This is a genomic window from Sphingomonas sp. TDK1, assembly GCF_001650735.1.
Taxonomy (GTDB): domain Bacteria; phylum Pseudomonadota; class Alphaproteobacteria; order Sphingomonadales; family Sphingomonadaceae; genus Sphingomonas.
This window is the reverse complement of the sequence record NZ_LXVY01000009.1, coordinates 1-23,226: the sequence shown is the minus strand read 5'-3', so window position 1 is coordinate 23,226 and position 23,226 is coordinate 1. Positions and strand designations below refer to the sequence as shown.

Annotated in this window: 23 protein-coding genes; 7 read left to right on the top strand and 16 right to left on the bottom strand. The window is 67.2% G+C overall.

What is annotated here, in order from left to right:
- Positions 1 to 6: 6 nt before the first annotated feature.
- Positions 7 to 537, bottom strand: a complete 531-nt coding sequence (locus tag A7X12_RS08280) for a GNAT family N-acetyltransferase (RefSeq protein ID WP_064311198.1) — start codon at positions 535 to 537, stop codon at positions 7 to 9.
- Between A7X12_RS08280 and A7X12_RS08275 the strand changes: the two genes are divergently transcribed.
- Genes A7X12_RS08275 through fabI form a run of 6 tightly spaced genes read left to right on the top strand, consistent with a single transcriptional unit; the run spans position 524 to position 7,541 of the window.
- Positions 524 to 1,351, top strand: a complete 828-nt coding sequence (locus tag A7X12_RS08275; RefSeq protein ID WP_232318415.1) for an NAD(P)H-dependent oxidoreductase — start codon at positions 524 to 526, stop codon at positions 1,349 to 1,351. The genes A7X12_RS08280 and A7X12_RS08275 overlap by 14 nt on opposite strands.
- A gap of 9 nt (positions 1,352 to 1,360) precedes the next feature.
- Positions 1,361 to 2,335, top strand: a complete 975-nt coding sequence (locus A7X12_RS08270; protein ID WP_232318414.1) for a L,D-transpeptidase — start codon at positions 1,361 to 1,363, stop codon at positions 2,333 to 2,335.
- A 47-nt stretch (positions 2,336 to 2,382) separates the two neighbouring features.
- Positions 2,383 to 4,155, top strand: a complete 1,773-nt coding sequence (locus A7X12_RS08265; protein WP_064311196.1) for a PHA/PHB synthase family protein — start codon at positions 2,383 to 2,385, stop codon at positions 4,153 to 4,155.
- 4 nt (positions 4,156 to 4,159) lie between these two features.
- Positions 4,160 to 5,575 (top strand): bifunctional enoyl-CoA hydratase/phosphate acetyltransferase, encoded by a 1,416-nt coding sequence (locus tag A7X12_RS08260; RefSeq protein ID WP_064311195.1) that lies wholly within the window; start codon positions 4,160 to 4,162, stop codon positions 5,573 to 5,575.
- A complete protein-coding gene (locus A7X12_RS08255) occupies positions 5,572 to 6,771 on the top strand; it encodes an acetate/propionate family kinase (RefSeq protein WP_064311194.1) in 1,200 nt (399 codons plus the stop codon). Before A7X12_RS08260 ends, A7X12_RS08255 begins: the two co-directional genes overlap by 4 nt.
- On the top strand, positions 6,768 to 7,541 hold the full coding sequence (gene fabI, locus A7X12_RS08250; protein WP_064311193.1) for an enoyl-ACP reductase FabI: 774 nt from the start codon (positions 6,768 to 6,770) through the stop codon (positions 7,539 to 7,541). The genes A7X12_RS08255 and fabI overlap by 4 nt, the downstream gene beginning before the upstream one ends.
- Before the next feature lie 7 nt (positions 7,542 to 7,548).
- On the opposite strand, the gene A7X12_RS08245 is transcribed toward fabI, so the two are convergent.
- The 8 genes from A7X12_RS08245 to A7X12_RS08210 form a co-directional block, all read right to left on the bottom strand.
- Entirely contained in the window at positions 7,549 to 7,947 is a 399-nt protein-coding gene (locus A7X12_RS08245; protein ID WP_232318413.1) for a hypothetical protein, read from the bottom strand.
- Between the two features lie 101 nt (positions 7,948 to 8,048).
- Complete coding sequence (locus A7X12_RS08240) at positions 8,049 to 8,447, bottom strand: response regulator (protein WP_064311191.1); 399 nt, start codon at positions 8,445 to 8,447, stop codon at positions 8,049 to 8,051.
- Between the two features lie 70 nt (positions 8,448 to 8,517).
- On the bottom strand, positions 8,518 to 9,087 hold the full coding sequence (locus tag A7X12_RS08235) for a response regulator (RefSeq protein WP_232318412.1): 570 nt from the start codon (positions 9,085 to 9,087) through the stop codon (positions 8,518 to 8,520).
- 55 nt (positions 9,088 to 9,142) lie between these two features.
- Complete coding sequence (locus tag A7X12_RS08230) at positions 9,143 to 10,714, bottom strand: PAS domain-containing sensor histidine kinase (protein ID WP_443029298.1); 1,572 nt, start codon at positions 10,712 to 10,714, stop codon at positions 9,143 to 9,145.
- Positions 10,715 to 10,972: 258 nt separating this feature from the next.
- Positions 10,973 to 11,176, bottom strand: a complete 204-nt coding sequence (locus A7X12_RS08225; protein ID WP_064311309.1) for a hypothetical protein — start codon at positions 11,174 to 11,176, stop codon at positions 10,973 to 10,975.
- 42 nt (positions 11,177 to 11,218) lie between these two features.
- Positions 11,219 to 14,221 carry a MobF family relaxase gene (gene mobF, locus A7X12_RS08220; RefSeq protein WP_064311188.1) on the bottom strand — a complete coding sequence of 1,001 codons (3,003 nt, stop codon included), beginning with the start codon at positions 14,219 to 14,221 and terminating at the stop codon, positions 11,219 to 11,221.
- A gap of 3 nt (positions 14,222 to 14,224) precedes the next feature.
- Positions 14,225 to 16,528, bottom strand: a complete 2,304-nt coding sequence (locus A7X12_RS08215; protein WP_064311187.1) for a type IV secretion system DNA-binding domain-containing protein — start codon at positions 16,526 to 16,528, stop codon at positions 14,225 to 14,227.
- Positions 16,518 to 16,808 carry a hypothetical protein gene (locus A7X12_RS08210; RefSeq protein ID WP_064311186.1) on the bottom strand — a complete coding sequence of 97 codons (291 nt, stop codon included), beginning with the start codon at positions 16,806 to 16,808 and terminating at the stop codon, positions 16,518 to 16,520. Before A7X12_RS08210 ends, A7X12_RS08215 begins: the two co-directional genes overlap by 11 nt.
- Positions 16,809 to 17,457: 649 nt before the next feature.
- On the opposite strand from A7X12_RS08210, the gene A7X12_RS08205 reads away from it, so the two are divergent.
- A complete protein-coding gene (locus A7X12_RS08205; protein ID WP_443029297.1) occupies positions 17,458 to 17,694 on the top strand; it encodes a hypothetical protein in 237 nt (78 codons plus the stop codon).
- Positions 17,695 to 17,808: 114 nt separating this feature from the next.
- Here the strand turns inward: A7X12_RS08205 and A7X12_RS08200 are convergent, their stop codons facing one another.
- The 7 genes from A7X12_RS08200 to A7X12_RS08170 form a co-directional block, all read right to left on the bottom strand.
- A complete protein-coding gene (locus A7X12_RS08200; protein WP_064311185.1) occupies positions 17,809 to 18,033 on the bottom strand; it encodes a hypothetical protein in 225 nt (74 codons plus the stop codon).
- Between the two features lie 396 nt (positions 18,034 to 18,429).
- Positions 18,430 to 19,008 (bottom strand): hypothetical protein, encoded by a 579-nt coding sequence (locus A7X12_RS08195; protein ID WP_064311184.1) that lies wholly within the window; start codon positions 19,006 to 19,008, stop codon positions 18,430 to 18,432.
- 158 nt (positions 19,009 to 19,166) lie between these two features.
- A complete protein-coding gene (locus tag A7X12_RS08190; protein WP_064311183.1) occupies positions 19,167 to 19,409 on the bottom strand; it encodes a hypothetical protein in 243 nt (80 codons plus the stop codon).
- Between the two features lie 274 nt (positions 19,410 to 19,683).
- Entirely contained in the window at positions 19,684 to 20,661 is a 978-nt protein-coding gene (locus A7X12_RS08185) for an SLOG family protein (protein WP_064311182.1), read from the bottom strand.
- Between the two features lie 616 nt (positions 20,662 to 21,277).
- Positions 21,278 to 21,520, bottom strand: a complete 243-nt coding sequence (locus A7X12_RS08180) for a hypothetical protein (RefSeq protein WP_157105532.1) — start codon at positions 21,518 to 21,520, stop codon at positions 21,278 to 21,280.
- A gap of 117 nt (positions 21,521 to 21,637) precedes the next feature.
- A complete protein-coding gene (locus A7X12_RS08175) occupies positions 21,638 to 21,973 on the bottom strand; it encodes a single-stranded DNA-binding protein (RefSeq protein WP_064311180.1) in 336 nt (111 codons plus the stop codon).
- 701 nt (positions 21,974 to 22,674) lie between these two features.
- Positions 22,675 to 22,968 (bottom strand): hypothetical protein, encoded by a 294-nt coding sequence (locus A7X12_RS08170; protein WP_084445216.1) that lies wholly within the window; start codon positions 22,966 to 22,968, stop codon positions 22,675 to 22,677.
- Positions 22,969 to 23,226 lie beyond the last annotated feature (258 nt).

Here is a 23,226-nt window from a genome sequence, read left to right as displayed (position 1 = left end):
CGTCGCCTAGTCATCCGGAGCGGCGTTCGCGTTGAGCACGCGCCGCACCATGACCAGCGTCGGATCGCCGGGATAGTCGCTGACCGAGAAGCCCATTTCGCGCTCGAGTTCGATCGCCTCGCGATTGGCGCGGCTCTCGATCGAGATCAGCGACCCGACGCCGAGCGCCTCGTCGAAGCGCGCTGCATGATCGAGGAGCGTCCAGGCGACACCTTTGTGCTTGTAGTCCGCGCGCACGCTGATCGCGACCTCGGCGGTAGACAGCTCCCGATCGCCTGCCAGCATAGCGACGGCGACCAATGTTTCGGTGGCCGCCTCGAAGGCGACGAAGGTCTCCGCCTGCCTGTGGTCGACCGACAGCATGGCGACGAGTTGCTCGTGCCGCACCTTTGCCAGACCCGTCAGGAAGCGGAACCTGAGATCGTCGGGCGCGACATGCGAGAAGAAGTCAGCAAGCTCGGGCTCATCTTTCGGGCTCGCCGGGCGCACGCGAAGCCGAACCCCGCCTCTGGTGGTCAGTTCGGTGCTCTCACTCATTGCGGCACTCCTCGTTCGAGGAGGTCCTGCCCCGAATCCGCCTGTCGGCTCCATCCGTATCAACCCGTATTTCGGCGGCTCGCATCAACCGGCAACGATGCCTGGTGCGGCACAGCAGGGAGGAAATGCCATGGCAGGGAGGCGACCACCGAAGCATGTCGTGATCCTCTGCCATCCGGAGGAGGGCAGCTTCAATGCGAGCGTGGCGGAACGCTACTGTGCCACGGTCCGCACTATCGGGCATGAGGTGGTTCTCCGTGATCTCTATGCAATGGGCTTCGATCCCGTGCTTCGGGCGCGTGAACAGCCGGGCAGGGCCGACTTCGAGCTGAGCTCGGATGTGGCCGAGGAATTGACACTGCTCTCCGGCGCCTCGGTTTTCGTGCTGGTCTACCCGATCTGGTTCGGCGCGCCGCCCGCGATGCTGAAAGGCTATGTCGAGCGGGTTCTCGGCGCCGGTTTCACGCACCGGAACGTTCGTGACCGTGCCTTCCACCCGATCGCCGAGGGCGCGCACCTGCTGAGTTTCACCTCGTCCGGCACGACATCGCAATGGCTATCCGAGCAGGGCGCAATGCTCTCGCTCCGTCAGGTATTCGACGAGTATATCAAGAACGCCTTCTCCTTTGCCTCGACCGATCACGTGCACTTTTCGGCGATCGTGAAGGGCACGCGAGCCAACTATATCCGCGAGTGCCTCGCTGAGGTCGAGCAGAAGGCACGTACGATCGCAAGCATCGCTGCCCGCGATGGGTGGCGCAGTGCGCGTGTGTCGGTGCCCGCCGCTGACGATCCGTCCCCACATTCTGGCTGAAACCGCAGCATGATGACCCATCGCTTGTTTCATCTTCTCCTGTCCGGCCTGGCTCTGGCCACGGCGCCTGCCGTGCCGGTATCGGCGCAGGCTGTGCTTCCGGCGAACGTTTCCGACGCGGTCGCGCGATTGAAGCCGGGCGAGTATCTCTGGGCGCCGCAACTCGCCCCCACCGGACCACTGCTGATCGTTGTCAGCCTGGAGCGCCAGCGGGCCTATGTCTACCGCAACGGGGTGATGATCGGCGTGACGACCGTGTCCACAGGGGTCGAGGGGAAGGAGACGCCGACGGGCGTGTTCACGATCCTGCAGAAGCATGTCGAGCACAAGTCCAACCTGTACGACGATGCCCCCATGCCATTCATGCAGCGGCTGACCTGGGACGGGATCGCGATGCACGCGGGCAAGCTGCCGGGCTATCCTGCCTCGCATGGTTGCATCCGCTTGCCCAATGCCTTTGCCAAGTTGCTGTTCGAGGCGACCAGCAGAGGCACGACGGTCGTCATCACGAAAGATGCGCCCATCCCGCGGGTGGCGCCCACCCCAGACCTGCTGCAACGAGGGACAGTCACGGTGCCGATACAAGCGGAGCAGCCACCACGCTGGCAGCCCGAGCTTGCCCCCGAAGGTCCGGTCTCGATCATCATCAGCGGCGCGGACAAGCGGCTTGTTGTCCTGAGGAACGGGGTCGAGATCGGCGCTGCCGCGGTTACCATCGCCGGCGGCATCCCTGCGCCCGCGGCTTACGTCTTGCGCAACACCGATGCTTCGGGCCCACACTGGCTCTCGCTCGCCCTCCCTTGGAGCCCCGCGGCCGGTGGCGAGGAGATCGTCGCTGCCGATCGCGCGCGGCTCGGATTGGCCGAGCCCTTCCGCCGGAAGCTCCTTGCGATCCTCGTTCCCGGCACGACTGTCGTCGCCACGCCCGATTCCCTGAGCAGTGGCGGCACCGGAGCGCCGATCACGGTGCTGAGCGACAGGTAGGCAGGTCCTGGCGAACGATGATTTCCCAGAAAACTTCAGGATCTACCGTGAGCCAAGTCCTTCGCGTAACCACCCCTGGCACAGAGGCGCCCGACCCTACCGACGGCATCGCCGAAACGCTGAACCGCGCCGCGACCGCGGCGGTGGCACAAGCAACACATGGCCTTTCGCCAAGCACGCTCATCCAGTCTTTCGCAGATTGGTGGACGCATCTCGCTGCGGCTCCCGGCAAGCAGTTCCAGCTCGGCGTGAAGGCGGCAAGAAAAGTCGCCCGAATGACGGGCTATGCGACGCGCACCGCCACCGGGGAGGATGCCGAGCCCGCCATCACGCCGCTGCCGCAGGATCATCGCTTCGACGATCCCGCCTGGCGCCAGCCGCCGTTCGACCTCATCGCGCAAGGCTTCCTGCTCCAGCAGCAATGGTGGCACGCCGCCACGACCGGCCTGCACGGCGTGACGCGGCACCACGAGGCGGTGGTCGAATTCGCCACCCGGCAGCTGCTCGACACGATCGCGCCAACCAATTTCATCGCGACCAATCCGGCGCTGCAGCAGCGGCTGCTCGAAAGCGGAGGGCTCTGCCTCTGGCAGGGCGCACGCAACCTCATCGAGGATGCGGGACGCACGATGCGCGGCCAACCGCCGGCCGGAGCAGAGGATTTCCCGGTCGGCGGGAAGGTCGCCGTCACGCCCGGCGAGGTGGTCTATCGCAATGCGTTGATCGAGCTGATCCAATATGCGCCGACCACCGAGCGGGTTCGGCCCGAGCCGGTGCTGATCGTGCCGGCCTGGATCATGAAATATTACATCCTCGACCTGTCGCCGGAAAATTCACTGATCCGCTGGCTGGTCGGGCAAGGCTACACCGTCTTCGCCATCTCGTGGCGCAATCCCGGCCCGGCCGACCGCAATCTCGACATGGAGGATTATCGTCGCCTCGGGCCGATGGCGGCGCTGGACGCGGTGACGGCAATCACCGGCGCCGGCAAGGTCCACGCCGCCGGCTATTGCCTGGGCGGCACGCTGCTCGCGATCACGGCGGCGGCAATGGCGCGCGACGGCGACGACCGGCTCGCCTCGGTCACGCTCTTCGCGGCCCAGACGGAGTTCAGCGAGCCCGGCGAGCTCGGCCTGTTTATCGACGAGGCGCAGCTCGATCTGCTGGACGGCATGATGTGGAGCCGGGGCTATCTGGATTCGTCGCAGATGGCCGGCGCCTTCCAGTTGTTGCGCTCGAACGACCTCATCTGGTCGCGCCTGCTCTCGACCTATCTGATGGGCGAACGGGAGCCGATGAACGACCTGATGGCGTGGAACGCCGATGGCACGCGGATGCCATACGCGATGCACAGCGAGTATCTTCGCCGGCTCTTCCTCAACAACGACCTCGCGGAGGGCAGCTTCGCCGCCGACGGGCACCCGATCAGTCTATCCGCGCTCCGCGCGCCCATGTTCGTGGTCGCCACGGAGCGCGACCATGTCGCGCCGTGGCGCTCGGTCCACAAGCTGCACATGCTGACCGGGGCCGAAATCAGCTTCGCGCTCACCAGCGGCGGACACAATGCGGGCATCGTCTCGGAGCCTGGCCATCCCCACCGCAGCTTCCGCCTGCTCACGCGCCCACTCGACGGTCCCGCCCTCGACCCCGACGAGTGGCTCGCACGCGCCGAGCGGCGGGAAGGATCGTGGTGGATCGCCTGGGGCGAGTGGCTGGACCGGCAGTCGGGCGAGCCGGTGCCGCCGCCGCCGACGGGTGCGCCGGACAAGGACTACGCGCCGCTTGGGCCGGCCCCGGGTCGCTACGTTCTGGAGCGCTGAAGCGATGGCCGATCCGGAGATGATCGAGAACCGGACCTTCGACGAGATCGAGGTCGGCGCCACGGCCCGCGTCTCCCGCACCCTGACCGAAGAGGACATCCAGCTCTTCGCGCGCGTCTCCGGCGACGTAAACCCCGCACACCTCGACGCGGCCTATGCCGCGACCGACATGTTCCACCGCGTCATCGCCCACGGCATGTGGGGCGGCGGCCTGATCTCAGCGGTGCTGGGCACCGAACTTCCCGGTCCCGGCGCCATCTATCTCGGCCAGAGCCTGCGCTTCGTGCGGCCGGTCAGCCTTGGCGATACCGTCACCGCGACCGTGACCGTGGTCGAGAAGCGGCCGGAACATCGGGTCGTGATCCTCGATTGCGCCTGCACCAACCAGAAGGGCGAGGAGGTCATCACCGGCCGCGCCGAGGTGAAGGCGCCGACCGAGAAGGTGCGCCGGCCGCGCATCCCCGTTCCGGAAGTGCGGATCGCCGGCCATGGCCGCTACCGCCGGCTGATCGAGCGCGCGCAGGCGGCGGAGGCACCGCTCACCGCGGTCGCCCATCCCTGCACCGCGGCGGCGCTGGACGCGGCGCTCGAGGCGGCCGAGGCAGGCCTGATCCGGCCGATCCTCGTCGGCCCTGAGGCGAAGATCCGCGCGGCGGCCGAGGCAGCGGGCAAGGACATTTCCGGCTACCGCCTCGTCGCGGCCCCGCACAGCCACGCTGCGGCCGCGGCTGCGGTGGCGCTGGTCCGCTCCGGCGGGGCGGCGCTGCTGATGAAGGGGTCGCTCCATACCGATGAGCTCATGTCGGCGGTGGTCGCAAGCGACGGCGGCCTGCGGACCGAACGGCGGATCAGCCACGCCTACCTGATGGACGTGCCCGGCCACCCCACACCGCTCATCATCACCGATGCGGCGATAAACATCGAACCGACGCTGGAGCAGAAGGCGGATATCGTCCGCAACGGCATCGATCTCGCCCATGCGATCGGCATCGACGCGCCAAAGGTGGCGATCCTGGCGGCGGTGGAGACGGTCAACCCCGGCATGCGATCGACCCTGGATGCCGCTGCCCTGTGCAAGATGGCCGATCGCGGCCAGATCGCCGGCGGCGTGCTCGACGGGCCGCTCGCCTTCGACAACGCCGTCAGCGAGGCCGCCGCGCGCGAGAAGGGCATCGTCTCGCCCGTCGCCGGCCGCGCGGATATCCTGGTGGTGCCGAACCTGGAGGCCGGGAACATGCTGGCCAAGCAGCTTACCTTCCTCTCCGGCGCGGACGCCGCCGGCGTGGTGCTGGGCGCGCGCGTGCCAATCATCCTCACCAGTCGCGCCGACAACTTGCGCACCCGCCTCGCCTCCTGCGCCATCGCCGCCCTGCTGGTCCGCGCCGCGTCCGAGACGGCGCTTGGGACGATCAAAGAATGAGCCAGGCCGTCGCCTGCATCAACGCCGGTTCGTCCAGCATCAAGTTCGCTCTCTTCATGCTTGGGAAGGACGGGGTGGAGCCCGCCGGCGCCGGCAAGATCGAGGGGATCGGCACCGCACCGCACCTGATCGCGCGCGAGCCGGACGGCAGGATTTCCACCGAGCGGCGCTGGCCCCAGGGGGCGGCGCTTTCGCACGAAGCCCTGTTCGGCGATCTCCTCGGCTGGATGCGCGAGCATCTCACCGGCCAGGAGGTGATCGGGATCGGCCACCGCGTCGTGCATGGCGGCACGCACTTCTTCGCGCCCGCGATCGTCGACGATGCTCTACTGGAGGCGCTCGACGCGCTCTCGCCGCTGGCCCCGCTGCACCAGCCGCACAACCTCGCCGCGATCCGCGCCATCCGTGCAGTTGCGCCCGACCTGCCACAGGTCGCCTGCTTCGACACCGCCTTCCACCATGGTCATGCCGACCTCGCCACGCGCTTCGCCCTGCCGCGCGCGCTCCACGATGAGGGCGTTCGCCGCTACGGCTTCCACGGCCTCTCCTATGATTATGTAAGCCGCAGACTCCGCGAGCTGGATCCCGGCCTCGCCGCCGGCCGGGTGATCGCGGCGCATCTCGGCAACGGTGCCAGCCTCTGTGCGATGCTGGCCGGGACCAGCGTCGACAGCTCGATGGGCTTCACAGCCCTGGAGGGATTGATGATGGGCACGCGCTGCGGCACGCTCGATCCCGGCGTGATCCTCTATCTGCTTCAGCAGAAGGGCGTGAGCGCCGCCGAGGTCGAGGATCTGCTCTACCACCGCTCCGGCCTGCTCGGTGTCTCGGGAATCTCCGGCGACATGCGCGACCTCCTCGCCAGCGCCGATCCGCATGCCCGCGAGGCGATCGATCTCTTCACCTGGCGGATCGCCCGCGAGGCTGGCGCGCTCGTGTCGACGCTGGGCGGGCTCGACGGGATCGTCTTCACCGCCGGCATCGGCGAGAACGCGCCGCAGGTGCGCGCTCTGGTCTGCGAACGGCTGGCCTGGCTCGGCATCGAGCTCGATCACGCTGCCAATCGCGGGCATGCCCCGCTCATCAACACCAGTGCGAGCCGCGTCGCCGTGCGCGTAATCCCGACCGACGAGGAACGTATGATCGCGCTGCACATGATTAATCTGCTCTTGCCCACGCGGGAGGAGGTGGCATGACGCCCCTTGTCGATCTGGCCGGCAAGCGCGGCCTCGTCGTCGGCATCGCGAACGAGCACAGCATTGCCACCGGTTGCGCCGAAGCCTTCGCTCATTGCGGTGCGCGCCTTGCCGCCACCTACCTCAACGCCAAGGCCGAACCGTTCGTGGCGCCGGTCGCCGAGCGGCTCGGCATCGAATGGACAGCGCCCTGCGACGTACGCGTACCCGGCGAGCTCGATGCGCTGTTCGACCGCGTCCAGAACGAATGGGGCGGGCTCGACTTCCTCCTCCATTCGATCGCCTTCGCGCCCAAGGAGGATCTGCACGGGCGCGTCGTCGACAGCTCGGCCGAAGGCTTTGCGCTGGCGATGGACGTCTCGTGCCACAGCTTCCTGCGGATGGCGAAGCGCGCCGAGCCGCTGATGGCGAACGGCGGCTGCCTCCTCTGCGTGACGTTCTACGGCTCGGAGAGAGTGGTGGAGCACTATAATCTCATGGGACCAGTCAAGGCGGCGCTGGAGAGCGCCACCCGGTATGTCGCAGCGGAACTGGGGTCCAAGGGCATACGCGCCCACGCAATCTCGCCCGGCCCGATCGCGACGCGCGCAGCGAGCGGTATCGACCGGTTCGACGAACTGCTCGACCGCGCGGCAGCCGCCGCTCCCGAGGGGCGGCTGGTCGACATCGCCGATGTCGGATCGCTTGCCGCGTTCCTCGTCAGCGACGCTGCGAAGCGGATCACTGGAACCGTGATCCCTGTCGACAGCGGCCAGCACCTACTCGGCTGACGATATCTCAGACTCCCGCGCCCGTCGCTTGTTCCGGCTCGGCTCCGCCTGATCGGGCATCCCGCCACGCCCAGGCCGTGTAGCGCGCGAAGTCGCCCGGACTGCCGTCGGTAGTTCCCGTCAGGGACGCGACGCAGTTCGACTGCCACTCGGCGAAGGCGCCCCCTACTTCCTCGAGGCTGTCCGAGATGGTGCGGGCGAGCTGCGCGATCCCTTCGTCTTGCTGCTGGGGAGCCTCGGCTGCCATCGCCGCCGCCGGCTTTGCCTGGGAGAGCAAACGCTCGACCGAGCGCGCATTCGCCTTCATCCAGTCCTGGTTTGCCGCTTGGGCTACCTGTGAAAGGCGCGCCGCGAGTCTGCAATTTGCCCGCATCATCATCGCGGCCTGATCAAATGGAAATGTCACAAGCGCTCCTCCATCTTCAGGATGAGTGGATAGCTATCCGCTCGCATGCGGATCGTGACATACGGGGAGTCCCGTAGCGTGCCATTGACGAACGAACGCCGTTACATTCGGGATAGCGAGCGGCGTACCACCTCTATCAAGCTATGCTCGTCGACCGGCTTTTCGATGACCAGCTCGAAGCCGACACTTCCCGCATCCGCCGGTTCCAGGCTTGCGTGCGTTGCGGTGAGAAGGATTGCGACACCACTCCAGCCCAATGCCCGCAAGGCACGCAGCAGCGAGATGCCGTCGATGCTCGCCATTTGGTGGTCAGTTATCAGGCACATGACCTCCTGCGCCGCCGGATCCACCAACACGCGACGACCATCGGCATAAGCGCGAACATCATAGCCGCAGCCGCGTAAGAGCAGCTGAAGCGATCGTCTGACCGGAGCGTCGTCTTCAACCAGAAGCAGCCTAACACCCGACGGAGCCCGATCACCTCGCAAATGCTCCCCCATTGCACCCTCCAACGCAGGCGCAACGGCGCGCGGAAGAGGGCGATCATGGCAGGGCCGTCGATCCTGATCGCTACGTAGAGCTACTACGCTCCTCCGGCGGCAGTCCTGCGGCGAAGGCGATGCGAAGCGCGTCGGATAAGCTGGTCACGCGAAGCTTGTTCATGAGGTTCGCGCGATGAACCTCGACCGTTCGAGGGCTGATCGCGAGATCATAGGCAATGGTTTTGTTCGGATGGCCTTTCGCCAGCCCCTCCAGCACCTCGCGCTCGCGCGCCGTCAGCGCGGCGATCCGGGTTTCCGCTTCCGTCCGATCCTTAAGGTGGCGGTCGACATCCACGAGTCGCCCTATAGCCGCTGCCACGGCGCGCAGCATCGCGCCCTTCTCGACCGGCTTTTCGAGGAAGTCGATCGCACCCGCCTTCATCGCCTGCACTGCCAGCGACACGTCACCATGGCCCGTCATCACCACAACTGGCATGATGATGCCGCGCTCGCGAAGCCTGGTCTGCACCTCCAGTCCGTCGATGCCTGGCATCCGGACGTCGAGCAGCACGCAGCCTGGGTCCAGCGACGGCACAGCCTTCAGAAACGCGTCGCCGGACTCGTACGTGCGTACGGCATAGCCCGAGGTGCGCAGCATGAATGACGCCGACCTGCGAATGGATGGCTCGTCGTCGACGATGTAGATCGAGCACTCAGGCGCCAAGATCTGCCTCCCCTGCTGCCTGCATCAAGGTGAACCGGAAGCAGGTGCCCCCACCCGGCGGCGTCTCCGTCCAGATGCGGCCGCCATGCGCCTCGATGATCGTGCGACAGATCGACAGGCCGAGCCCCATGCCTTCCTGCTTGGTGCTGAGGAAGGCCCGGAACAGCTCGGCCAGCACCTCGGGCGCGAGCCCGGGCCCCGTGTCCGCCACAGACACCTCGACCCACCCGCCGGCGCCTTGAGCGGTCGCCACGGTCACTCGCCGGACCGCACTTTCCGCCATCGCCTCGACGGCATTGCGCAGGAGATTGATGATCACCTGCTGGATCTGCACGCGATCAACCAGCACCGGCGTCGCGGCCGGATCGAGCGCCACCACGACCTCCACCCCCTCGGTGCGCGTGCCGACGAGTCCCAGCGCGCAAGCCTCTTCGACGAGCGCCGGCAGGTCTTCGATCCGCTTCTCGACCTCGCCGCGGGCGACGAAGGCGCGCAGGCGACGGACGATCTGCCCGGCGCGAACCGCCTCGGAGGCCGCTTCTGCGAGCACCTCGCGAACCTCGGCCACATTGGCTTCGGTCGGATTGCCGAGAAGGTCACGCGCGCCCTCGGCATAGTTGACGACCGCGCCGATCGGCTGGTTGAGCTCATGCGCAAGCGTCGAAGCCATCGCTCCCATGGCGCTCACGCGCGAGACGTGGATGAGTTCGGCCTGCAGCGCATTGAGGCGGGACTGGGTCGCCTCACGCTCGGTCAGGTCCCGGATGAAACCGGTGAACAGGCGCCGCCCGCCGCCGATCGCCTCGCCGATCGCAAGCTCGTGCGGGAAGGTCGTGCCATCCTTGCGCTGGCCGATCACCCGCCGGGTCGTGCCGATGATACGTGCTTCGCCGGTTGCAAGATAGCGCGCGATATATGCGGAATGCCGCTCGCGGTCCGGCGACGGCATCAGCATGCCGATGTCACGACCGAGCACCTCGCTCTCGGTGAAACCGAACAATCGCTCAGCGGCCGCGCTGAACGACTGGACGGCGCCCCGATCGTCGATGACGATCATCGCGTCGGGAACGGTGCCCAGGATCGAACTCAGCTGCGATTCCCGCGCTTCCAGTGCCCGTTCCGCCGCCCGCTCATCCGTGATGTCGCGCAACACCTTTCCGAAGCCGATCAAGCTTCCTGCGTCATCGGCAAGGGCGGTGATGGTGACGTTGGCGAGGAACTCCGATCCGTCCTTGCGGACGCGCCAGCCTTCCTCCTCGACGCGGCCAAGTTCGCGCGCGCGAGAGAGATCGCTTTCCCATTTGCCATCCGCCTGTTCCTCGGGCGGATAGAAGATTGAGCAGTGCCGGCCGACGATCTCCTCCTCAGTCCAGCCTTTGATCCGCTCCGCACCCTTGTTCCAGACCGCGACGTTGCCAGCCACGTCCAGCATGTAGATGGCGTAGTTCGTCGCCCCGTCGATCAGGAGGCCAAGCTCGGCTGCGAGCATCTCGGCGCGCGTCGCGGGGTCGATGCTCCGGCTATCCGGGCGCATACGGCCGGCACGCGATCGGGCACCCATAGTGCCGGACTCCAGGCTTGATGGTTCGTCAGACATTGCGCTGATCTAGTATAAATTGCTGTCGTTGTGCAGGCAGCGACGCCGGGAGAGGCTGCATGCGGCAAGCCCATTGGCCCAAGGCCTACCGGCGACGAGCGGCTAGTGTGTCGAGCTTTTCAGCCGGCGGATGGACCGCCGCTGAGACCAGTCGAGCAGATCGGGATCAATCTCCCCGTCAGGTCATAGAAGCTTTGCCCCGCTCGCAGCGCCGATCGTCGATTAGCTCCAGCCGTCGCGGCGCCCCTCGCCGCTGTCCTTGAGTTCGCGGTCGCCCAGGCTCGATCGGCGGATTTCCAGCTCCACGCCATCGCCCTTGTCGCGGGTACGGATGTCCCGAGGATCCACGTTGTTGCGTTTGGCGAAGTCCTCAGCAGACTGCTTGCTGCCGAACTTGCCCACCTCATCGAAGTCCCATCCACTCATCGTCGTCTCCATCGTCATTCCGGCGGTCCGGCCGGTCGGTCGTCACAGGTCGAGCCCCAGGCTGCGCTCCGGCAGCGGCGGCAGGATATCGCCGCGGTCGGGCTTGAGGTCGGGCGGTGATTTCAGGTCATCGACCCGCGGCAGCGGCGGCAGGTCCTTGGGGTCGAGCGGGCCGGGGTCGAACTTCTCGCGCGGGCCCGCGCCCGGCACCCGCGTGCGCTCGCGGTCCACGTCGAGCCGGCCGATGGTCTCCAGCGCGGAGGTCTTGTTGCCGGCATTGTTGTCGAGCTGGCGCTCCAGCTTCTCCTTGTCGTCGACGACCATCGTCAGCTCGTCGCGGACGCGGGTGACACCGACGTTGAACAGCCGCTGGTTGGAGAGATTGCGCTCCTGGCTCGACATGACGGTGATCGCCTTGTCGGTCGTGATGCCCTGAGCCATGTGCATGTTGAGCGAGTAGGCGAGGTCGAGGCGCGACAGCATCGGGTCGCCCAGGTCGAGGGTCAGCCGCTCCTTGCCGGCGGTCTCGACCGTGACGCCGTTCGCGTCGATCGTGAGGACGCGCGCGAGCGCCGAGTTGTGGAGGCCGCGGTCTTTGTCGTTGGCGGTCCAGCGGATGCGATCCCCCTCGCGGAGATGGAGATCCTTCTTCTCGCTGAGCTGCAGGCGGTCGCGCTTCTCGGTCGGCGACAGCTTCTGCGGGTCGAAACGGATGCGCTTGGTGCCGAGTTTGAGGTCGACCCTGCCGTTGGGGTGGACCTTGTCGACGTCGTAGCGGCCCGCGACCAGGCCGACGTCCTGGCCGCCGCCCCTGCCCACCTCGAGCGTCTGCCCGGGCTGGTAGGTCGAGGCGTAGCGCAGTTCCTCGCGGGTCGTGTTGACGCGCTCGTAGACGGTCAGGTGGATGCCCTCGCCGCGAACGCTGCCCTCGCTGGCAAGCCCGTCCTGGATGCGCTGGTTGATGATCGCGCGCGAGGAGCGGCCGGACGCGAACACCGCGGTCGCCTCACGCTCCTCCGGCGAGAGACCAAGCCACATCTCGGCCGCGTGGAGCGCCGGGCTCTGATGCTCGATGACGCTGTCGCCAAGCACCTTCATCGCCTGGCCCGCCTCGCCGACGTTGGCGAGGGCAGCGACCGTGCGCAGCTGGTCGGTGCGCTGGCGGATGTTCTCGTCCATCCGCGCCATCATCCCGCCGCCAGCCTGGATGAGCGCGAACGACTTGCCGGCGTCGATCGAGGAGAGCTGCTGCCGATCGCCAACGAGGACGAGCTTGTCGACGCCTAGCGCGGCCGAGATCTGGTGCAGCTTCAGCATGTCGTCGCTCGACACCATCGAGGTCTCGTCGACGACGAGCATCTGGCCGGCGAAGGTGGCGCGGGCCTGGTCGTAGGCGTCGGTCTGCCGGTTGGTGAGGTGGCGCTCGTTGGCGAGGATGAAGGAGGCGATCGTCTGCGACTTGATCCCGGCACCCTCGGCCAGGTCGGCGACCATCTTGTTCTGGAAAGCGAGGCCGGTAACGGTGCGGCCTTCGGCTTCCGCGACGCGCGCGACCGAGTGAAGCATGGTCGACTTGCCGGCGCCGGCGATGCCCTGCACCACCACGGTCCGATCCTCGGACGAGACGATCAGCGTCGCGGCCGCGAGCTGGCCGGGGTTCAGTTCGCGGGTCGCGACCGCCTGAAGGCGCTCAGGAGCCGTGCTGGCGTCGATCATGGGGGTGGCCTGCCCCCTGCCCTGCTCGACCGCCTTGAGAATGCTCTCCTCGGTCCTGAGCGCCTCGTGCGTCGTCACCATCAGCGGGCGCGTGTCGCCTTCTCGCACCTGCCCCGCGACAAGCTGTCCGCGTTCCACAAGTTGCCCGATACGGCGCTCGACATGGTCGATCGTGACGCCCTTCAAGCCGAGATCGAGGGCGGTCTTCCCGAGCAGATTGACGTTGAACGCCGCTTCACGCTCCGAAAGCACGCGGACGGCAGAAGCGACGGCGAGCTGGGCGCGTGCGTCTGTTGGCGATCGGGTGAGCCGATCAAGACCCCTGCTGACCAGCGGATCGCGAGGCTGTAGGTAAGCCCCGAGCTTGTCCCAGGCACCCGCGATCGCTTCCGTTACGGCCTTGTAGCCCCGCTCGACGGCGCTGTCCGGAAACGCGGGGTCCGAGCGACCGAGCGCGGCCGCCATGACCGCTCTACCGTCAAATCCCAGCGCCGCGGCCTTCTCGATCCATGACTTGCCGAGCGCGTCTCGATCCTCGACGTTGAGCTTGGGATCGCGGGTCCGGGCGGTGACGTCCCGGAGGCCCTGGGTGCTCTTGATGCCGAGCTCCGCCGCCTTCGCCAGGATGTCTGTCCGGCGCTGGCTGAATGCCTCGATGACCGCCTTTGGCACGCCCGCGATCTCGAAGGTGCCGTGCTTGCCTTTGAGCTCCACCTGGTAGCCCAGCTTTTCCATCTCCTCGCGCAGGAAGGCGTGGTAGATCGAGCCGATCACGGAGTTGTTGCTCCAGATCTTGTCGGCATGCAGCGCCTGCCACTTGCCGTCGGGCATCTTGGTCAGGTTGGCTATGACCGCATGGATGTGGGCCTGCGGATCGAGCGACCGGCTCGTGTCGTGCTGGAATAGCGCATAGACGAGGTTGCCGCTCTGGACGGGCTTACCCTGTAGGTCCTTACGCCCTTCGGCGAGGCTCTTCTCGACCCAGGCCATCGCCTTCGCGACGGCCTTCATGTTGGCGCCGTTCTCGCCGAGTATGCGCTTGTCGCCGGTGACGTAGGCGAGGACCGAAACCGTCTTCGGGGCCGAGAACGTCAGGTCGTAGCCGGACCGCCGATTCTCGACCTGCCGGATGGTGTCGTCGCCGGGCAGGATGCCGTTGAGGATGCCCTCGAACGCATCCTTCGTGACCTCGCCCGACAGCCCCAGATCGGCCGCGCCCTCCCCGCCCCACGCGCTGATCTCCGAGCTGCCCTCGGCGGTGTAATAGTCGTCCTTCGCGAAGTAGTTCGCGGCACCGGAAGCGGAGCGGACGCCGGCCATGGAGAGCATGGGCTAGATCCCCATGTCCATGCCGTCAGAGTCGCGGCCGGCGGAGAAGTCCTGGCGCAGCTCGACGATGGTCTGGTCCTCGACCTGGGGGGCGGCGTGGTGGCTCCGGGCGTCCCGCCGATCGTCGCGATCGCGGGCTTGCGCGGTCTCCTGATCCGGCCCGCCACGCGCCGCCTGGGCACGATCGGCGGCATGCTCGCGGGGCATGTCCCCTTCGTTCCGATCGCTGTTGTTGTCGCGGGTCCGGACGGTGCCTTCCTTCTCCTCCTCGACATCGCTCAAGAGGATCCGGGCGGCCATGTCTTTCGCCACGTTGACGGGGTCGGAAGCCTCCTCGATCACCTGCAGCGAGCCGTCACGGCCGCCGGCTTCTTCCCCCTCCTCCCCATCGAACACCGCATCTCCGCGCTTGGACCGCACAGGCTTCATGTCGGGGCGCGGCAGGAAGCCGTCGGCGACCTGCGGGTAGTCCTTCCAAACGAGCTTGATGCGGGCGGCGGGGAAGCCGTCGGGGAACTTCACAAACCCGTTCATCGACGGCAGGTTCGTGATGTCGTCGGCGATGACGAGCGGCTCGACCTGCTTTCTCGGGGTCAGGGTCGAGGCGTCGCGGGTGTTGTTGTAGCCGTAGCTGTAGGCCTCATCCATCTGGCGGACCTCGCGGTTGCCGATGTACCGGGCACACTGCTCGGCCGTGTCGAGATCGGCGGTCGCGAGGATGAGCTTGGAGCGGGCGAGCGAGGCGAGGTTCCGAGCGCCTTGCTCGCCGTAAACCTCGACCAGTTTCTCGAAGCTGTGGATGCCGAGGATCATGGCTCCGCCGAAGGCGCGGGCGGTCTGGAGGCCGTTCTCGATCGCGGGCAGGCGGTGGAGCGCGCCCAGCTCGTCGAACATGAACCAGGTCCGCAAGGAACGGGTTCGGGGCATCGTCATCAGGCGGTTGATCGCGAGGTCCATCCAGAGCGTCAGCAGCGCCCGGTTCATCGGCAGGTCGACGTAGTTGGAGGTGATGAACAGGATCGAGCCGGGCTTCTTCTCGCCGGTGATCCACTCCCGGATCGAGAAGCGCGGACCTTCGTCGGGGAGGAAGCGGAGGACCTGCGCGTTGGTGTTGAAGACGGCGCGGATCGACTCCGCCATGCGGGCCGCTTCGGGGGCCGTCAGCGGGTCCGCGATCGTGTTCTGGAGGTAGCGGTGGACTCGCTTCAGGTCGGCCGTCATCAGGTGCTCGGAGAGCGCCAGATTGGTGGTCTCGCCCTTCTCGATCAGCTTGACGCACATCTCGATGAAGAGGGTGCGGGCGGCCAGCGCCCAGAAGGGTTCCGACGAACCGCCATCGGACGGAATCAGCGCCGCTGCGGCGGCCGTGAATTCGCTGTGGGTCTGGCAGTCGTTGAAGATGGACCAGGCGGGACAGCGCCGGTCCATGGGGTTCAGGATCGTGTCCCGCTCAGGGTCGTAGAAAGCCTCGACATAGGCACCGGTCAGATCGAAGATGACGGCGCTGTCGTGGCGGTCGCGCATCTGCTTGACGAGGCTGCGCAGCTCGGTGGTCTTGCCCGAGCCGGTCGTGCCGATCAGCATCGTGTGCGACTGCTCCATCCGGTGCGGGAAGGGCACGCCGGCGAGCGTGTAGGGGTGGTGGAGTCCGCCCGCCTTCCGTTCCACGAACGGCAGTTGCAGGACCCGCTTCGGTGGCACGCCTGGGAAGCACTCGCGGGCTTCCATTTCGAAGGCCGCGTAGTTGTGCTGGCAGACCTCGGCGAGGAGCACGTCGCGCTCAACCAGCATGGCTCCGCGCTCGTGCCGCTCCTGCAGAATCGACTTGCCCCGTCGCCGCGAAATATCGACGAACCAGATGGTCAGCGGAATGGTCAGGAAGATGCTGACCAGGAACGCGCCGAGCAGCCCGCGCATGGCGACGCTCCACGCCCGCTGGACGTCGGGAATCTCCTGCACGACGGCCATGATCGTGTGCCGGATTTCACCGCTCGGGAGGGTCACGTTGACCTTCTTGGTCGGGTCGAAGCCGATCCAGTCCCAGAGCATCGCGTAGAGCTTCATGCAGATGAGCTGGAAGCCGTGCTCGTCGAGCTTCAGCCCCATGATGACGAACCATGCCGCGGCGAAGGCAAAGAACCACACGACGACGGGCATTTTCGCGCCCGAGAACCACATCAGAAGCTCGTGGGTGAGCAGCTGGCTTCCCCGGGTGAAATTGCCCGAGTTGCGCTGGACCTTGCCCCTGGCGGAGTGGTGGTGAAGCGGGATCGCCCGGCCGTCGGTGCGGATGTCGCTACGCGCCATGGTACTGCTCCAGGCGCTTGTCGGCGTTGGCGATGATCCGTTCGCGGAACTCGGGATATTGCTCGCTGATGATGACGTCGAGCGCGAGCTGCATGAACTCGCTGATGCGCGCCATTCGGCGGCTGCTCAGGGCGGTCATGTTCGACGTCGCTAGGTAGGCGTTGACGGCCGCTCGGATCACGTCCGAAGGGTTGCAATCCTGGTTGCGCGCGAGGCCTTCGATCCGTTCGCAGACCCTTGGGTCGAACCGGATGGTGTACCGTCGAGAAGAGGTATTCAAACCAACCTCCTAGCAGGGAGGCTGGTGGGGATCGAAGAAAGCGGTTGCATCTATATGCCATTGCGGCCAACCCCGCAAAGGAAATCGGCAGGGTGCCGGTCGGCGGTGCCAACGTCCGACACCTAACCCACTGACACTGAGGCACTTCCCGCCATCCGGGACAGCGGCGGACATCGTCCGACACCCGAACTCCGCGCTAACCTGTTGCAAACAGGGCGTATTGGTCCAGCAGCCACTGCGTTCGGTGTGCATCTCTTATAGGACTGATCAGTTGGTCCTGGGTCGTGTCGGTCGTCCATTCATGAGGGTCGTTCCGGGGTCCGGCTGGGCATCGTCCGCCCTGCGGGCGGAAGGGCTCGCATCGCGATTCCGGTCGCGGAAACGGTGGCGGAGTGACCCCGTCCCGCGCGCCTGGTCGCCAGACCAAGCGCGCTCATCGAGCCCGGAGCAAAGCGACGGGATCGGCTCGGCAGGGATCGTCACCCGAAGGGCGAAGACGGCGCAAGGCGACGGCTTCGTGAGCGGGCCAGCGGCCCGCGAATAGAGCCCGTGCGGCGGACCCGGAGGGGCCGCCGAGCCGCCCGCAACCTTCTTCTTCCTGACCGGCATCTCAACCGCTACAACAGCCTCGTTCGCAGCCCGATCAGCTATGAACAGCGAGGCCATTATGGCGCGTACATTGGAACAGGAACGGCAGGCGCTCGAAGAGGAAGAGCGGCGCCTTGCGGACAAGCGAAAGCTACTCGTGAAACGAGAGCGTGAAGAGGCGATCAAGGCCGTCGAGAAGGCGGGATTGTTGAAGCTCGGATCGAAGCGTCTGGAGGAGCTGACGGGGCGGATCGAGACCCTCGGAATCGAGGAAGTCGAGAAGCGCCTCGCGGCATGAACCGGGTCCGCCGCGACGTCAGTCGCGGCACGGGCATGGGGGGCTCGATGCCCCTCATGCCCGTGTGCCTCGACAGCAAAAAAAGGGAGAGGCGTTGCCGCCCCTCCCTGTCGTTCAGAACTCGTCGGACATGCCGCCCGGAACCGTGTGGACCACCCGGTCGATGATCCCCATCGGGAGGGCGTCGTAGTCCCCTTCGTCGATGGCGATGAACCCGTCGTTGTCGTCCTCGATGACATGCTGGTCGAAGAAGCTGTGGAGTGCCCGGCGCTCCGCGCAGGCGACCGCGGCGAGATAGTTGGCGTGGTCGTTCATGGCGGTGTTCGTGGTGATCTGCATGGAAGCCTCCTGCTGTCTTGAGTGACAGCGGAGCGGGCGTCGGGCGTCCGAGATCGGGTCAAGGACCGCCGGCTACGCCGGCGGCCGCGAAGCGGGCGACGGGGGAGCCGATTTTGTCGGGGTTGCCGTGGAGCGTAGCGGAGCGGCGGCCGCGGCAAAATTGGGGGAACCGTCGATCCTTGAGGCGGTCTCGGACGCCTGACAGAATTGGACGTCAGTGAGAGATATTCATTCCTCCGGCCCGGCCGATGCGTAGCGACGTGCGGCCCGTCGGGGCCGTGCGGAAGCGAGCGAGCCGGGCCGGACGCCGGACCCCGGATCGCAAGCCCTGCTGGCAGAAAAAGGGGGCGCCACGCCGATGCGCAGCGCCCCTCCGCGGTGTCGAGCGAGGGAGGCTCAGGCCCACTCGAACCGCGAGCTGTCGTCCGTCTCCGCGGTTGCGATCAGTCGCTCCAGGCGGTCGGCATAATGGTCGATGTTCTGTTCGCGCATCCGGCGTCGAACGGCGGGATTGTCGAGGCGTTTGCGGACCTCCGCGACGGGCAGTTCACCGACGCTGTCGGGGCGCAGTCCGAGGCTTTCCAGCAAGGTATAGGCATTGCCTCTGGCGAGGTCCATTTCGACCCCGAGATCGGACGTGATGGACGGTCGCATCGCGACCGGACCATCCGGCCGGCTGCGGTAGAACGAGACGCGCCGGCTGCGGAACTGAGCCTCGTCGAGGACCGCGATCACGTCGGCGGCGAAGTCGAACACGCGCGCCATGCTGGCGAGAGCCAGCGGGCAGACGCGAGCCTCGAAGGTGTAGGCGAGAGGCGTCTCCTCGTCGTTGTCGGGGTCGATCAGCGCGAGCCCGAGACGGCATCCCTCCGCGCGAAGCAAGGAGCGGAAGGCGGCGAGCTGGCGGGCGTTGATCGTGGCGGTCGGACCGTCCCGATCATCGGCGGCGGTGGCAATGCGAAATACGATGGACATCTCGACCTCCCTTGGTTCGATCACATCCCTCGTTCCCCCTCCCCTTTTGCTTCCCCGGGGCCGTCGCGCTGCGGGGGCGGCGACGGGCGGGCGAGGCTGAGCCAAGCGGGCAATCCGAAGGGATCGCCGCGGCGCGTGCGAGCTCGGCTGTCGGCGGGTCAGCCTCGCTGGGCGTCGGGTGTCGCCGGGCTCTCGTCGCGAATTTCGATGGTCTCGCTATCGCCGTCGTCGCGCACGAGGGCGGGCTTGCCGAAACGAGCTGCGTCGACCGCGGCGTCCTGCGGCCAGTCGCCATTTACGCGCAGCACCTGGATCATGTGCGCCTCGGCGCTGAGGCGGTTCCGATGATCGGTGATGATGGTGTCGAACGAGAGCGACTGGTGGACGGTCCGGATCGGCATGACAGGCTCCGACTGGAAGTGCGGAAAGGATCGTCGGCGAGGCGTAGCGAGTGGCAGGCGTCGGCCTGCCGCGACGCGAGCGAGCCGTGCGATCGTGGGTGAAGCGGAAGCGCAGTCTCAGGCGGCGCGATGGGCGGAGCCGCCCCAAGGTTCCACCGGCGCGAAGCGCCGGTGGAAAGGGCGGTGGAGGGCTCGATGCCCCGGAGCGCCGCACCGGCATGACGTAAAAGGATGGGAGGAACGCCGGCCGAAGCCGACGCCCCTCCCGGGTCGTTCAGGCGCGCTTGGCAGTTGCCTGATGGGCGAGCTTCACGATGTGCAGCGGCACCCCGGCCTGACGCAGCTTCTGCGCGAGATTGGCCTGGATCCCCGTGCCCTCGCAGACGACGGCTTCGACAGGCTTCAGCCCGAGGATGCGTTCGTTGCGGATGAACGCTGACCGGTTGCCCGCGCTGCGGTCCAGCATGAACTTGATGATCTTGACACCCCGCGATGCGGCCCATGCGTGCGCGATGGCGTCGGCACCCTTGGACTGCGCGGTGGTCGCGAGGATCATCTCCGGGATGCGCGCCTTGATGTTGTCGAGGCCGCGGTAGAGAAGGTCGGCGTCGTTCCAGTCCTTCTGGCCGCCCGAGAAGGCAACCACCGGACCTTCTGGTGCGAACTGCTCCCGGCGTTCCCGGCTGCGCGCGGCGAGATAGTCCCGCGCGTCGATCATCGAGGCGGTCAGGCCGCTCGAGACCCGGCTCCCACGGACCGGCGAGAAGGGCTTGCCGATCTCGACACGGTATACCTCGGCGGCGTGGTCGCGCATGCACTCCATCGCCTCGCGGCAACCCTGCAGCGTCTGGCAAAGCGTCTGCGTCTCCTCCAGCTCGGTCGCGTAGATCTCGCTGGGGTCGAAGGCGCGTGCGAGATCCCGCAGCTTGTTCGCGGCGTCGTCCTCGCGTCCCTCGATGCGCTTCGCAACGACGTGGAAGCTGTTGGCGAAGCCCCACGCGAGGTCTGCCGCGAAGGGCTCCATCCGGGTGTCGCGCAGCACGTCGAACATCGTCGCCATCATCATCTCGACGGCGGCCCGCACCTGCTCCGGATCCGGCATGTCCAGCTGCTCCGGCGCGTCGACGACGCTGAGCTTGGCCATCTCGCTGTGCTCGATGAAAGCGCCCTCGTAGGTCTGCGTCAGGGCGTCGTTGCGGCGCTCGTCGGCAACGAAGCTGGCGAGATCGGCGAAGTTCGTGAAAGTGGTCATTTGAGCCTCCAAGGTGTGATGTTCTCATCTTCTTGATGAGGCTCCTCCCCCGGCATTCGGTGGTCAGGTCGGTCAGGGACGTTAACCGGGAAGCCGGCGAGCCTCGTGCTCGCCGGACCCCGGTTAACGCCGCGAAGCGGAGCGTGGGGGAGCCGATTTTCTCGTGGGCGGCCCGGCACGGGTCGGCCGCGTGAAAATTGGGGGAACCGCGCATCCTTGACCGGCCTGAATCCCCGGATGCCAAACTAGGAGGTCAGAGAGAGAGAGTTATTGGTTTGAGGTGGAGTACGACGACCGCCCAGGGGACCCGGCCGCACCAGCGGCCGGTGCCACGATGGCGTCGTCGGATGCGGTTGGCAGTTGAAGCGCTGACCGATCGCCGCCCGACGGCGAGCGGGGTGGCAGTCGCTATCGCCCCGCAAGGGGATCGTCACCCGAATGGGCGGAAACCCGCGTGCGGGGTTCCGGTCGGCGCAGCCGACTAGAGCCCCGGTCCCGGCAACGCCGGGATGCGCCGCTCCACCCCTCTTGCCCTCATCTCTCCTCGACCTGGCAGCCTCGAATGGCCCCGATCCTCCTCCCCTCTCAACCCAGGGGCGGGACCCGTCCGGAGAGGTCAGACCGTTCGTGCCGGGCTGTCCTGGCGGCGACGGAGGAGGGTTCGCACGCGGAGGTAGCGGAGCAGGAGGTGGACCCCCATCCAGCCGAAGAAGGCGACGACGGCGGGCGGGCGGGCGGCGCTCTCCGGGTCGACACGCGTGATCGCGATGACGGCGAGGCAACCGAGGAACAGCATGCGGCCCGAGCTGGCGTCGCGCTGGAACAGGGTGGTGGCGAGAACCTCCAACGTGCGTCGCATGGCGAGCTCCTCCGCTTGGGACCTGTTGGCGGTAGCATCAGCGCGAAAGAGCAGCCAGCGGGTGTCTTTGCATGGCGCGAGCAAGCGGAAAGGGGCGGCTCTCGCCGCCCCCGCGGGTCAGTAGAACTCGACCCGGTCGGCGATGATCTCGCAGCCGTAGCGGTCGACGCCGTTGTCCTGCCACTTCGTGTAGTGGAGCCGACCCTCGACGGCGACCAGGTCGCCCTTCTTGCGGTTGTTGGCGATCGCCTCGGCGAGGCCGTTGAAGGTCGTGACCTTATGGAACTCGACCTCCTTCGCGGTGAAGCCGGTCTGCGGATCCTTGTAAGTCTTGCCCTCCTTGTCGAGCTTGGGGCGGTCCGTCGCGACGATGATGGTGGTGATGTCGGTGCGGCCTGCGGTGCGCAGCTCGGGGTCCTTGGCGATCCGGCCGACCAGGTTCACGTTGTTCATGTAAGCCTCCTTGGGTGCCGGCGGCCTCCCCGCCGGTGCCACTGATGGGCGGCGGCCGGGATCGCGTCGCACCGCGCGGGCGCAGCCCGCGCGGGGAACCTCCGGAGCGAGCTGGCGCGGGCAGGCGCGCCGAAGGCGCGACAACACGGGCTCGCGGAGGGGGTTGCGACGCGGTCGCGGTCGCCGCAGGTGGCACTGCGAGGCGGGGCGGCTTCGCCGGCGCCTCAGAAGAGGCTGGAACGGGCAACGTGGACCGATCAGGGCGGTTCTGTCGCCAAGAGTCTCCCGGGCGATCAGCGCAGCGCGGGTCGCGCCGGCATTGCCATCTGCGCGCCGGACCAGCGAGACGAGGCAAGTCCTACAAGGAGCCGCGATCGGCCGCGAGGGAGGTCGTGGGCCACTCCGGTCGCGGCACGGCCCGCCGGCGAATGCCGGCAATCGCAAGCGGGGCGCTTGCGTCGAGGGTGGCGCTCGCGGGGTGGCGACGCCAGCGCCGACTGCCCGGCGAGAGCGCCTTCGGGTCGTTGCTGATCCGCAAGGGGCGTCTGCTGTCCCGATTGTGCAGGCGAGCGTCATCACCGCAAGGGGATCGTCACCCGTATGGGCGGAAACCCGCGGGCGGGGTTCCGGTCGGCATGGCCGACTAGAGCCCCGGTCCCGCCCGGGCTGAGCGAGGCGAAGGACCGGGCGGGATGCGCCGATCAATGCGGCGTGTAGTCCCGCGGCTGGCGCGCGATGCGGAGGATCGAGTCCGGGCCAGGCGCGTCTGGACCGGCGTCGGCGGACCAGCGGCCGAGATGGTCGATGTAGAGCCAGAGGCTCGCCAGGTCGTCGTTGATGAGGTCGTCGGTCATCGACGCTTCGCGGGCGAATTGATCCTCGAGGGCGGTCCAATCAAGCGCGTCGAGGAACCGCTCGCGTCGAACCGCGAAGCGGGAGAGCGCGGCGTAGTCGCGTATCGCGATGGCGCGGTGGTGTTCGAGGGAGATCGGCACGGCGGCGGCTCCTGTCGGTGAGCCCGTAAGGGCGAACAAAGACAGGGCCCGCCTCGCCGGGGGAGCGAAGCGAACCCTGTAGGTCCGCGCGCGGGGGCTTGGACGCGCGGTGGGGAGGAGAAAGCCGGGGTGGGAAGCACCCCGGTCGATCGGTCAGACCGTCTCGGGTTCGGCCGGCTGCGCGGCGCGGCGGCGGCCGCCCTTGGCGGGCGTCTCCGGCGCGGCGCCGAAGGCGTCGCCGGCGGTGGATTCGCCGAG

Bases quoted from the DNA above. Each gene is read 5' to 3' on its own strand.
- A7X12_RS08255 (WP_064311194.1), top strand. From the start codon at position 5,572: ATGAGCCAGGCCGTCGCCTGCATCAACGCCGGTTCGTCCAGCATCAAG.
- A7X12_RS08190 (WP_064311183.1), bottom strand. From the start codon at position 19,409: ATGCCGATCCGGACCGTCCACCAGTCGCTCTCGTTCGACACCATCATC.
- A7X12_RS08175 (WP_064311180.1), bottom strand. From the start codon at position 21,973: ATGAACAACGTGAACCTGGTCGGCCGGATCGCCAAGGACCCCGAGCTG.
- A7X12_RS08230 (WP_443029298.1), bottom strand. From the start codon at position 10,714: ATGGGTGCCCGATCGCGTGCCGGCCGTATGCGCCCGGATAGCCGGAGC.
- A7X12_RS08270 (WP_232318414.1), top strand. From the start codon at position 1,361: ATGATGACCCATCGCTTGTTTCATCTTCTCCTGTCCGGCCTGGCTCTG.
- A7X12_RS08235 (WP_232318412.1), bottom strand. From the start codon at position 9,087: ATGCTGCGCACCTCGGGCTATGCCGTACGCACGTACGAGTCCGGCGAC.
- A7X12_RS08180 (WP_157105532.1), bottom strand. From the start codon at position 21,520: ATGCGACGCACGTTGGAGGTTCTCGCCACCACCCTGTTCCAGCGCGAC.
- A7X12_RS08240 (WP_064311191.1), bottom strand. From the start codon at position 8,447: ATGGGGGAGCATTTGCGAGGTGATCGGGCTCCGTCGGGTGTTAGGCTG.
- A7X12_RS08205 (WP_443029297.1), top strand. From the start codon at position 17,458: ATGAACAGCGAGGCCATTATGGCGCGTACATTGGAACAGGAACGGCAG.
- A7X12_RS08280 (WP_064311198.1), bottom strand. From the start codon at position 537: ATGAGTGAGAGCACCGAACTGACCACCAGAGGCGGGGTTCGGCTTCGC.
- A7X12_RS08225 (WP_064311309.1), bottom strand. From the start codon at position 11,176: ATGAGTGGATGGGACTTCGATGAGGTGGGCAAGTTCGGCAGCAAGCAG.
- A7X12_RS08195 (WP_064311184.1), bottom strand. From the start codon at position 19,008: ATGTCCATCGTATTTCGCATTGCCACCGCCGCCGATGATCGGGACGGT.
- A7X12_RS08260 (WP_064311195.1), top strand. From the start codon at position 4,160: ATGGCCGATCCGGAGATGATCGAGAACCGGACCTTCGACGAGATCGAG.
- fabI (WP_064311193.1), top strand. From the start codon at position 6,768: ATGACGCCCCTTGTCGATCTGGCCGGCAAGCGCGGCCTCGTCGTCGGC.
- A7X12_RS08200 (WP_064311185.1), bottom strand. From the start codon at position 18,033: ATGCAGATCACCACGAACACCGCCATGAACGACCACGCCAACTATCTC.
- A7X12_RS08185 (WP_064311182.1), bottom strand. From the start codon at position 20,661: ATGACCACTTTCACGAACTTCGCCGATCTCGCCAGCTTCGTTGCCGAC.
- A7X12_RS08215 (WP_064311187.1), bottom strand. From the start codon at position 16,528: ATGGCGCGTAGCGACATCCGCACCGACGGCCGGGCGATCCCGCTTCAC.
- mobF (WP_064311188.1), bottom strand. From the start codon at position 14,221: ATGCTCTCCATGGCCGGCGTCCGCTCCGCTTCCGGTGCCGCGAACTAC.